The sequence below is a fragment of the Pirellulales bacterium genome, assembly GCA_035656635.1.
Taxonomy (GTDB): Bacteria; Planctomycetota; Planctomycetia; order Pirellulales; family JADZDJ01; genus DATJYL01.
The window spans coordinates 1-11,610 of sequence record DASRSD010000167.1; the positions used below are offsets into that span (position 1 = coordinate 1).

An 11,610-nucleotide genomic window follows, 5' to 3' on the forward strand; every position below is an offset into this window, starting at 1 on the left:
GAATTCAAGGCGGCGGCGGCTACTGAAAGTACCACAAACTGCCCTTGCGCCAACTGCTGAGTGGTAACGGTGAAGTGAACTTCCCATGCTGAGCCATGAAAGCTCGCTGGACCCGACCCGGTGCCGCCATGGGCTGCGTCGCGCACATAGGCCGGCGCTACGTTAGCATAGTTGTCGGTCGTACTATTGGCGGAATCGTAAAGGCCTGGATTAAATGTTCGCCATTGATTGGCAATCCATTTGTTCGGATCATTGGTGGCTGCCGTCGAACCAACGGTTGTGGCGTAGTAAACGACCTTTCCCGGATTGCCAAGAGATTGTTCCTCGGCCCAGTAGTCGTAAGCGCCGTAGAATTGCCGTTGATCGAGGCCCGCCACGTTGTGGCCGTTCAAAAACTCGTTCGCTGAACGATTGGGAGTGCCGATCGCCCAAATTGGTGCGGCTGTACCGAAGTTCTCCGGCGTGAAACTCAAATTTTTGGGCACGCTGATCGAGCCGTTTTGAACCTGAACTCCATCGACCCGCGTTTCACCCCATTGCCCCAGTTGATACAAGGTCAACCGGTAAGTGCCTGGCGCCGCATTTTGGATTGTTCCGGTACCATTCGCGGAAAGCTGTGTCCAATACTGATATCCTTCTCGCGATTCCTGCATGTTCACGCCAGGGTCCGACAGCACCGCCGTATTATTTGCTGTATTGGCGCTCCAACCTGCCGAATTTGTCGCACTGATTTGTATACTGGCCCGCTGGGGAGTAGTTAAAAATCCACTGGAAGTCAATTCCGTGTCGGTATTGTACAGCGCGTTATAGCTTGGAATTGAACTGACTACATCCTGATAAATTTGCGCGGCTGTTTTCCCCGCGCTCGATTCAATTCGAAAGGCGTATGGTCCGAATAACTTCGTCGAATTCACGCCTTGCGGTGGAGTGTAGGCGTAACCCGGGAAGGAAGATCCGTCGGCGTCTATGCCGTAATGATCTGAAAGAAATTCGAGATTGATGATGCCTGGATTTGTTTGATTCAACACTTGCTTTGTCGGTCCGCCAGTCAAGGTTTCTTCCGAGGGAACCACTGCCGATACCGAGTACTGGCTACCATAAGCCGTGGTGGCCTGCCAGAATTGCGTATATGTGGAATAGTCGTACTTGGTGTAAAAGTTCGTGCCGTTGTCGCCAGCAAAACCGCCCGCCGTTAAATCCCATGTGGAATCTTGAACATTACGGCCGGTTTGCCCTGTGACGCTATTGAAGTTTGAATTGGTGCTTGGGACACCGCTCGTCGTGACTCCCGTCATGTTATTTGGGCCCGTGTTCTGCTGATAAAAATTCGGAAACAACGACGGGTTCGAACGAAACAAAAACTGACCCTGCCCGACGCTGGTGGCTGGATCGGTCGCCGAATGACTTAATGCTTCGTACACATGAACGGTCGGATCATTGGCAAACAGTACGTAGTGGAACGCGTAAGTAATGGGATTCGTGCTGTTGCCCGTTGAAGCAACATTGGTCCAAACATCTACCCAGCTGTTGTTTGGCCCGATTACCGAGCTAAATGTTTCCGTTCCAGCGCCAAAGGGTGTGCCTGCGAATTCTTGATCTAGCGTGCCGGTACTGCCACTGTTTAACAAGTTCGGGCTGGCGCTTGCTCCGACACCCAATTTAACGGAGGTTATTTTTTCTCCGCTCGGGCTGAACACCACCGTTAACGCACCATTGGTGATTGTCCAGTTGGTGTTACTGGTTTTCGTCAGTGCCACTTGTGCCCAACAGCAATGTGCGATGACAGCAATCCAAATCACTGGCAACGTTAGCATCAGGCGCAATATTGGCACGGTTGGCGCGAAGAAGCAGCGCAACGTAAGGCCCTGACCCGTTCGATTCATGTTCCGCAACTCCGAGTATCTCAGAGAGAGGAAGATTGCGGCCCCCCCCCCGAAGATAACCACTATAAAACCCTCGAGTGTGTCGGTCCAGGATTTTGCTCTGAATTTCGAGGCATCGGAACAAAATAGATCGACCGCAGCCGGTTGCCCGCCCAAATCCGGAAATCAAATTCCGTTGTGACGACGTTATAGCGATGCATCCTAAATGGCGTGCCCCTAAGCAATTAACGCCTAATGGTCACGCCGGCAGATCATCCCAACTAGGCTGCCACAATGGCAAATGTGGGAACAACAGGTCAGCCAAATCTAAAGCGCTGCGTGTAGAACTCAGCAAGCGTCCGGAAAATGCTGTTTCTCGAACCAAGCCGTGTCCCAACACTAATCGCGCAAATTCTGCCCGATTCATCGTCAAATAACTGCGGCCCAGCTTGCCCGTGCGAACCCGAAAGCCGTGGCTGGTATAAACCAATCGCCATTTTGCCCCGTCCACCTGCAATCCCAATTCAGTACCACGGGGCAAGCGGGCTTGCCTGGCCCGGCTTTCTAGTTGCGGTGACAGCAAACCCAAAAACTTGAGCGGATCGAAAATCTTGACCATGTATACTTCGTTTTGGTTTGCCTCTTGGTGATGATGCGCGCCGCCCGCAGCAACGACCAAACGATGTAATACATGATTTGGCGGTGCACTCAAAACTAAGTCTTGCCGATCGTGCTCAATGGCATCGGAACAAGCGCGAACCAAAAGTTGTTGATTCGCCGTGGGATGATTCGGCGCCGACAGCAGTTCGACCACTCGTTCTTGCCGCAGCACGGCATATCCAACAATTGGGGCGATGGTTTCATCTAATTCGAGCTTGTCTGGGCCATCCAGTGCCACCAAAAGCGAATCGTACGCCTTGCGCCCGATCAGCCAGCGCCAGTAGGCTTCCGTGCGTTCCAAAGGTCCGTAGCTCCTTTGCGTGTTCTGCTGATAAATTCGCATTAACGCCGGCATTTCCACATGCCGCCATAGGCGAATGTTTAAGGGCTTGCTCTGACGCACGCGGTCTTCATTGTGAAGTCGAGCCAACACTTCGCGTGCTTTGGCTTGAGAAAAACAATGCCGTCCGCACAATGCCCAGCCAGCCCGATGAAAGTACCGAGGAATGCATGTCCGTAGTAGTCCCAGCACGGCGCCCGATGCAACGGCTTGCCGGTCGGCCTCGTGCAGCAACTGTGCGGCAAATCCTTGACCACGAAATTCAGGCAACGTACCAAGCCAGTGAAACCCAGCAACCGGACATGCCAGAGACCCAAACCGCATCGTGCGGTGCGTAAGTTGAAGGTGCGATAGCACCCGATATCCACGTTTTACCAATAATCGATTCGTCGGTTCATAAAAAGGATCTTCCGCTTGAGCATGGAACTCATCCCGCGAGGGACCTTGAAAGATCGCCAGCAATGCATGATAAACGGCCGCATGATCACCGCTGCGCCCTAAAACCAAGCGGGCTTCACCTGGCGCTCCCGTTTCGGAAAAGACATCCTGCCTGGTCAAATTCGATAACGCGTCGCCAAGGCGAGGCAATCTGACCTGAGGAGTTGTATTTTTGGCGAGCTTGCGCTCCCGGCGAATCGCTATCGGTTGACTTGCTACCGAGTTCTTTGTGACCGGGCGAAGACGCAAGGCAGCGCTCTTGGTCGAGTGGGCGATAAATCTTCGCTTGCCACCGGCTAATTCGCGGTGAAGGCTTGACGTTTTCTGCTGAGCGGTCGAAGCGACAGCGCCTTTTCGTGAACGATTCGACGACTTAGCATGATGGTTTGCCAGTGCCGCCGCTGTTCTTCTGTGTGGTACGACCTGCGAAGTGGTCGTTCGGCTCATCGCGAATCCCTGCTGTTAGAGAAACGATCCATCCGTTTCGCATAACTTACCCGTTCCCGTCAGAGATTTCCAGGATGGGGAGCAGAAAACCTTTCAAGTCCGGTTCCGGAAACAAAGGAAAGGCATATTCTCGAGAAACAAGCAATACCTCCGCTCGTTGCCGCTCCGCCTGGTTGGCGACTTCCGAAAGCCATGATTCCCGCAGCGGGGTTACCGCAGGTTGTAGCGCTTCGTTGGCTTGGCGAATGGCGCGACCACGCTGCCGAGCGTTAGCCGGCGTTGGTGGAATGGTTAACCAACGGCGTTTTTCCGCAATCCAGCCAGCCATTCCTTCGTCAACAACGACGCTAGCACCGCAATTGTTTTCCAGGAACCGTTCCGGATGAAATTCCAGTTCCCGAATCTGCTGACGAATTTGCTGCACATCGTCCGTTTGGATTGCGGAATGAGCAAGCGGAAGACGCAAAGTTCCCGATGCCACCAAATAGCCTGGCGGTTCCAGGCCGAAAAATCGCTCGATGATACGGTCTGTCAGTTGATCGTACTTTGCCCCACCGATGCCATGCACAAACAATTCGCCCATTAACAGCCTGGCAGCCATGGTGGTAATCAGTGCGCGAGTACGTAGCCGAATGCCTTGGGACGACAGCGCCGACAGTTGTTCCACCGCTGCTGCTGCACCGCTCTCGGGGGTAATTGGCAACACAACTTCGCATTGCTCGCGATCGGAAAGCACCAACGTGTTATTTTGCTGCCGCACAAATAACCTGCGTCGACGGGGATCGGTTTGCGTCCAGATCCACAGCGGGGCTTCCAGCCAATCGTCCACGCTATCCAATTCAGGAACCGGATGCGCAGCCGACCGGACTTTATGTTCTCGCCGATATTCTAACAGCGCCGAATTGTATGCTTCCCAAAACCGGGGCAATTGAGCCAGCAAATGCGCTATGAACCATCGCATCGCTGGCAAATCGCAGACCTGACTTTGGGGAAGTTCCAAGGTTTGCAATCCCCAGCCCGCTTCGCACTGATGCCGGGCTTGCGATAACGAAGCTCCCAAATGATTTGTCTCCCGCGAGCGGGCAACCGCCAATGGCCAATATCGCCGTAATAGTGGCTGCGGAATTAATGACTGCAGATGTTTGCAGGCTCGCTCTCCGAACGATTCAAAACATGCCCGATCGATGATCGTCCGTTGCTCAAACGGCGCTTCCGGGGCCACACGATCGAACGGCACATATTCCATGCGTGGCTGATCAACGGAGCCGCCCGGAACGCGCAACGAAGCTGTTTTCATCGCATCGCTGTCGATCTGTAAATTTACCGCCACCGCATCGTGGTCGTTTGCCAGCCGTGCAATCGCAAAATCTTTGAACCACACGCCGGGGTGAAACATTTCAGGCTGATGTCCGGCAAGAATGATTCGCCCATGGTCCTTCGAGACGCTCACGTCTCGATAACTGCGCGTGTAACGCAGGGCATCGGCCAGCAATTGTTCTCGTGCTTCACGCGCCAATTGCGCCAGCCCACATCCTTGCACGTCGTAATTGGACAGGGCGATCGTGCGCTTGTTAACCAACATCATTTCGCCGGCGGACGATAGGGGCGGTTCAATAAGTTTAGCGCCGTTTTCTCGTGGTGCATTAAGCCGCGCGACCCGGGGCGACCAATTGGACCAGCGAAAGGTTGCGCCGTCGGAGTCCACATTGTTCGCGCGAGTTAGAGAATGACTGCTAGTTTCGTTTTTAGCTGGCGAGAAAGAGCCGGGCCCAGACGGGTCACTTTCGGCGGGATTATCGGAGTGAATTTTTGGCCAGCATTCCCTTGCCGCCGAGCAAGGGTTATTCACGAGGTGGCCCCCGAACAAGGCATACGTTTAGAAAACAGCGCAGGAATCCTGCCCCGCAGTGCCGCCATACTGCGATCAATCACTTCGCGATAATGTTGAAGCCGCATCTCGCTGTTGTCCAACGAACCGCCAAACGAGCGCGCTTCTTCCAAATAGATCAGGGGAACCGGAAGTTCCTTAATTTTGAAGTTCTGGTATGCAGCCTGCACCCATAATTCTAACGGCATTGCGTAGCCGGGTTCGGTAATGTTGAATTTAGCAAGCACAGGCACTGAATAGGCTTTGAATCCACAAAACGCATCTGTCAACTTCAATCCAAGTCGGCAGTTAATTTCGGCCGTGATTTGCTCGTTGATTTTTCGTCGCGCGGTAGGTGGTTCACTGTCGCCTTCAAAATGCTTTAGGTATCGGCTGCCGGACACAATATCGAGTCCGATGCACGCCGATACAAACTCTGGAATGAGTCGGGGTTGATGTTGCCCGTCGCAGTCGATAGTAACAAGCACATCGTAATCATTGTATAAAGCAAATTGGAACGCGCTACGCAGAGCCGCTCCATAGCCGCGATTTTTGGAATGCTTGACAACGTGAAGATCGCTCCGCCGACCTAACAACTCTGAAGTGCCGTCGGTAGAACCATCGTCAACGACTAACACCTCAGGACTATATCGCAACACTTCGTCTAGCACGTCTGCAACATGCCGCATCTCGTTATAAACGGGCAAAACGGTCAAAAATCGAGCGGCCATACAATTTTTTTCCATACTGACTTGATAAGATGCTGAAACACAAAGTCGATCAAAAAAATACCACAAAACCTGTGCCGATCTTCGACTGCCAAGATTTACTAGACACTGATGCCAACGACCATTCTAGATCGGCCGTGAAATCAGTCAACGCAGCGGGAAATTTGTATGTAACCAACAGACTCGACACTTTTTTAGAATCGAGATCGATGAAAGCTGCTAAACTTCAAAGCCAATGCATCGGATCGTGTTCCGCTCGACATGACCAAACCGTTGCGGATGTGAATTGCGCGGCCAAAAGTTCCGCCAATCTCTCAACTGCAAACCGTTCGCTGGCGAAGTGTCCTGCCAGAATCAAACCCAGTCCCAGAGATTCAGCCTCCAGGCATGTGTGAAATCTCGCCTCACCGGTGACAAAACAATCACATCCAGCGCGATGTGCGGCATCCAACAAGTCTCCGCTGCTACCGCATGCCACTGCCACCGCACGCACAGGCATTTGCGGATTTCCTACTAACTGCATCCCTGACAGATTAAGAAAATCTTTCAAGCGTGCTGCAATGCGTCCCAAGGTGGCGGCATTTTCTGGAAAGCCGCAGCGTCCTGCGCCTAATTTCGGATCAACACTATCAGCCAAAAGTGGACCAATGTCGCTTAACCCTAGCCCTTCGGCCAATCGCTGATTGATTCCGGAACGTGCCGAATCAAACGCTGTATGCGGGCTATACACGGCGATCTCCTCTCTAATGAGTTGCAACAGCAGCCGTCCTTTTGGGGTATCTGCTGTGATCTGTTTTAATTCTCGAAAGGGAAATGGATGATGTGTGACAATAAGTTCTGCTTTCTCGGCGACCGCCTCCTCTACGACCTGCGACGTAATCGTTAAACAGGTCATTACTCGCTGGACGCTATGCTTGGCATCGCCGACCAAAAGGCCGACGTTATCCCATTCAGCGGCAAGCCTACAGGGAGCAAATTCTTCTAAAAAAGCGGCAATTGAGGAAACGGTTAACATTGCATCCTTGAGAATGCACCATGCCATGCGGAATTGCAAGCCGCCTGAATTCAAGATTTTCATCGCGAACGTCGACTGGCTTTCCCATAATCGCTACCGATTCACGGCTGCGCCACAAATTTGCTGTTCAGAATTCTTTGTCCGATTGTTTCTTCAGCCTTGAGCCATAGAGTTTTACCGAGCAACGCTTGGCCGTTCGGTAAACGATAAATTTGCGTGTCACTGCCTTTACCCTGGTCAAGAATATTTGTCGTCATCCGGCGTCGATCGGGAATATACAAAGAGCATTGAAAACTTACCGGCTGGTCGGTTTGATTTAGAAGTTTTTGTTCGACGACTAACTCACCCTGCTCATTTAAGTGTGTAGCGACGTTGACTGTGACCGAATCATCACCAACGTCAATTGTGCGATACACGCTGAATTGATAATGCCGATCGGCCACAATATCAAAGTCGAAGTGTACTTCTTGAGGACCGCTTACAAGGTCAAAGGGCAACGTGGCTTCAAATGGCAATTGAACTGTTTGACCAGCGGCGAGTTTGAAGGGAATACTCCGTGGCACCACGCGCCAGCGATTCGGCATGTCAAGTTGTACGGCACCAGTTACCGTTTGTGAAAACGGATTAGAAAGTTTGATAGCATTTTCTAATGGTATACCTAACTCATTTGGCCAGCGGTTGTGAGAGAGCTTCGTAGTTATTTGCCATTGCACCAGCGGCAAATTTAAATTGGTGAGAAAAACAGGCAGGCGATCAACTTGTATGCAGCACTGCCGCTTGCCATCTAACTCCGGCTGCGTGACTTGGCCCCATATGTTTTGTTGCTGCACATTTTCGCCAAGCGAAATCTGTTCTTCGCTGGGATGGTCGTTCCACAACAACATAACCAACTGTCGATCTCGAACAAACAGCTGGTTTGAACTGCCGTGCGGCAATTGTAAATTGCCCATATCATCTGTCCCGGATAATACTTGTGCAACGGTTCTCCATGGCAACAACAACTCTCCGACAGTGCCGTCGTCTTGCAATAGCCCGTACTCGGAATTGCACAGCTCCGGTAGAAAAATTCTCTGTGCTCCGTGTAATTTGGCGGCAAGCATTTGCTGGACCAAATCTCCTACCCGATTCTTCAAATTATTCTTCGATGCAGGCAGAGTTTGGATCGCTACCCAGCGCTGAATGGTTCCCTCTTGAGTGCGGTCCAGAACCGACCGTTGTGCAGAACTGCTAGCGGGTGGATCAACCCAAAACGACACGAAATCACCGGCCGCCATTTCCTTAGGAAGTTCCTCGTGCCATGTCCAAGGAATAGCAAGTCGAGCTACTTGTCCAAAACGTCCTAGCTGCTTGTGAACTTGCAGAAGCGCGTCTCCTAACTGCGGGAATTTCACGAAACTTAGGTCGTCGTCGCTTCCTAGTTGCCAAGTGTGTACCAAGAGTTGAAGCCTCGTGAGAATGGGTTCCAACGACGGGTACCAAACTTCGGACTTGGCGGAAAAAATCTGTGCGGCCAGCGGCTGATCATGCTCATCCACATGGGTCGCCTCGCTCAAGCGCTTTCGCACTTCCATGGGCGGGTCAGCCAACAGACCTACCAATTGCGTGTGGTTGTTTTGCAATCGCTGAGCAAAGCTCGCTAATTGATCTCCTCGAGCTTGGTCGGCTGCGGCGTTCCATACGGGAAATTTTAGCCAGTGAATTCCGGAATGCTCAGCCAGAAAAGTCAGCTCGTCAAAAGTAAGCGGCCGCTCACCCTGTGGTAGTGTCCAGCCGAATTCGCCCTGCGGCAGTATTTCTTCTTTGCGAATTAAAGCAATGGTCGTTTCACACGGCGAAGGAGAATAGCTGCAACCATCAAGATGTGCTCGCACATGATAAAATCCCACATCTGGCAGTGCCGGTTTCCACGCAGCACTCCCGATAAATACTGCGGATTTTTGTCCAAGAACACCCGAATTGCTTCCGGCTAATAATTGCTGCGTTTTATCAGCGTCATTCATGCTATGCGTCTCCAGCGCGACTCGCGCGCGTTGGATCTCTTGGCCCTCGACATCTAGCAATTGGATTTCGATTCCTGCATTTTGATTGGAAAACCCCGACGCAGTACAAATCACTTCTGGGGATTCTGGAATGGCGTAAAGATGGCGACATCCTCCTGCTTGCAGCAACAATTTGGGAAAACGGCCGGCCCAAACGTCCGCAAACCAAACCTTGCCACGCAAGTCGGCACGCTCGCCCGGTTCCAAATGCAATCCGATCACAGCATGCTGGGCCTGATTGCTCGTTGAGGCGACCGGCCCAATACGCAATTTAGTCCAAGCAGTTGTCTTGCCTACCGGAGAAGAGACTTGCCGCTCCAGTAAATTATTTTGAGCATCGTAAAATGTGACCGACAAATATGCCTGGTCGTAAGTCAGGCCGTCGGTCTGCACCTGGCACTCGAATAAATAATTGAAGAGAGAAGAAATCGAAAGAGGCGGCGAGTACACCGCTGCGGCTCCGCCGTCCAACATTATGCCTAGGCTATGATCCCCGGATGTAGGCGATGCACTATCAACACGTATCTCTACATATCGGGGATGATTGATGTCTTGCTGGCGCGTCCAACCGTTCGGCCAGCCATCAACATCGATTTGTCCGACTCCATCGAATGTGCAGTGGTAAATCTCTTGGGCATTCGGAAATCGCTGCCTGGTTGCATTCGGTTCCGTGTCTGGATTGGTTGCCGCTGCCGTGGGATCGTCGACATCCGTCTGATCGGATGCGGTTGCCCGTTTCGCAGGCGAAACGCAGAAAGCGAACAACATTACAACCAAGCAAACCGCAGCGATTTGCCGGGCGTGCTTGCTGGGCCAATCCATTCGTGCTACTACAATCGGAATATTTCGTACAATCGGCATGGGTAATTCAAACCTCCTGCGCCTGTCCTCACGTTTATTGTTTGTTATCGACTGTGCCAAGCATTGCTGTCCTGTTACGCTTTCCATTTATCGATATGACTTCCATCTTAATTTCGGCGCATAGAAGTCACGATTATCCCACACACAAACGGTGCGACCTTCCGTACTTACAATGCCACAATTGAAAATTGGAATTTACCTGCCGAATTCCGCGTACCGTTTCGACGTGCTATTTCGTTGGCTGCAAAGTTGGGGATGCTATCGAAATTGACGCCCGAGGACAGCTTAAACCGGCTGAGCTGTCGCAAATCGCACTTAGACAATTGCATAGAATGCTCAATGACCATCGGTTGAGGATCTGTGCAATCAGCTATCGCACACGTCTGGGACGCGGAACAGTGGACTTTCCGGCACTGCTAGGCGCATTGGAAGAGCGTGGATATCGTGGATACTTCACAATCCCATGCAACCCTATCGAAAATCCAGAATTCAAAGTTAGGCAAGCTGCAAAGTACTTGAGGAGTTTATAACGCACTGTCGTATTCGATTCGAACCAATCTGCGGTAAACTACGTCAGTCGTCGGTGCCAGCGAATCGAAGTTTTAAAATGCCACGAATACGTCATTGGACCGAGAATTCACCATGCGAATTCAAAATAGCAAGTCCACATCAGTTACATCCGTGCAGTTCCTGCCATTCATCGGATTAGCGTTTGTCATTATTGCTGCAATCGATCCTTGTATCCGCCTTACTTCGTATGCAGACGAACCCCCGGTTGTACCTGAAAAATCCTCAACCGGACAAAGTAGTCTTGCAAAATTGTCCAACCAAGACGAACTTGAGAAACGATTTCAAGACATGCTCACCGGTGCAACCCTGCAAGGACATTTCACTAGCAATCGTAGTGATAACGGCGTTGAAACGAAGGAGGACAAGTATTCCATTACTTCGGTAAAAAAAGTTCAAGGTGACGTTTGGTTGTTCAATGCCCGTATTCAGTATGGAACTCACGACGTGACGCTGCCACTGCCGTTGCGTGTAGTGTGGGCAGGTGATACGCCGGTCATCACCTTAGACAGAGTCCCTGTGCCAGGAATGGGAAGCTTCACAGCCCGCGTAATGATTTTCGACGGCAAATACGCTGGAATGTGGGACGGTGGCGATCACGGTGGACTGCTGTACGGCAAGCTTACCAAAGATTCGTCGCAAGACCGAAAATAACTAAGAGCGTCTAACAAAATGAATCTTTACAGGAAGTAACTACAGGTCACGATGCAACCGAGCGTGAGCAGAGCTTTGTGAATGGAATCGTCACGTTCGTAACGGACGCGCAGGCGACGGAATTGATGCAAC

At 51.7% G+C, this 11,610-nt stretch carries 7 protein-coding genes; 1 reads left to right on the top strand and 6 read right to left on the bottom strand.

Annotated features, from left to right (window positions below; all coding sequences use genetic code 11):
• The 6 genes from VFE46_17245 to VFE46_17270 form a co-directional block, all read right to left on the bottom strand.
• Window positions 1–1,883 (bottom strand): hypothetical protein (locus tag VFE46_17245; protein ID HZZ29744.1); only part of this gene is annotated, 1,883 nt, incomplete at its 3' end.
• Window positions 1,884–2,121: 238 nt separating this feature from the next.
• Window positions 2,122–3,747: a GNAT family N-acetyltransferase gene (locus VFE46_17250; GenBank protein ID HZZ29745.1), complete on the bottom strand. Its 1,626-nt coding sequence runs from the start codon at window positions 3,745–3,747 to the stop codon at window positions 2,122–2,124.
• A gap of 46 nt (window positions 3,748–3,793) precedes the next feature.
• A complete protein-coding gene (locus tag VFE46_17255; protein ID HZZ29746.1) occupies window positions 3,794–5,332 on the bottom strand; it encodes a hypothetical protein in 1,539 nt (512 codons plus the stop codon).
• A gap of 260 nt (window positions 5,333–5,592) precedes the next feature.
• Window positions 5,593–6,345, bottom strand: a complete 753-nt coding sequence (locus tag VFE46_17260) for a glycosyltransferase family 2 protein (protein ID HZZ29747.1) — start codon at window positions 6,343–6,345, stop codon at window positions 5,593–5,595.
• A gap of 223 nt (window positions 6,346–6,568) precedes the next feature.
• Window positions 6,569–7,420, bottom strand: a complete 852-nt coding sequence (locus VFE46_17265) for a Nif3-like dinuclear metal center hexameric protein (protein HZZ29748.1) — start codon at window positions 7,418–7,420, stop codon at window positions 6,569–6,571.
• Between the two features lie 38 nt (window positions 7,421–7,458).
• The gene (locus VFE46_17270; GenBank protein HZZ29749.1) at window positions 7,459–9,789 is read right to left on the bottom strand and encodes a hypothetical protein; all 2,331 of its coding nucleotides are present in this window, start codon (window positions 9,787–9,789) and stop codon (window positions 7,459–7,461) included.
• Between the two features lie 1,110 nt (window positions 9,790–10,899).
• Here VFE46_17270 and VFE46_17275 point away from each other — a divergent pair.
• Window positions 10,900–11,478 (top strand): hypothetical protein, encoded by a 579-nt coding sequence (locus VFE46_17275; GenBank protein ID HZZ29750.1) that lies wholly within the window; start codon window positions 10,900–10,902, stop codon window positions 11,476–11,478.
• Window positions 11,479–11,610: the final 132 nt, after the last annotated feature.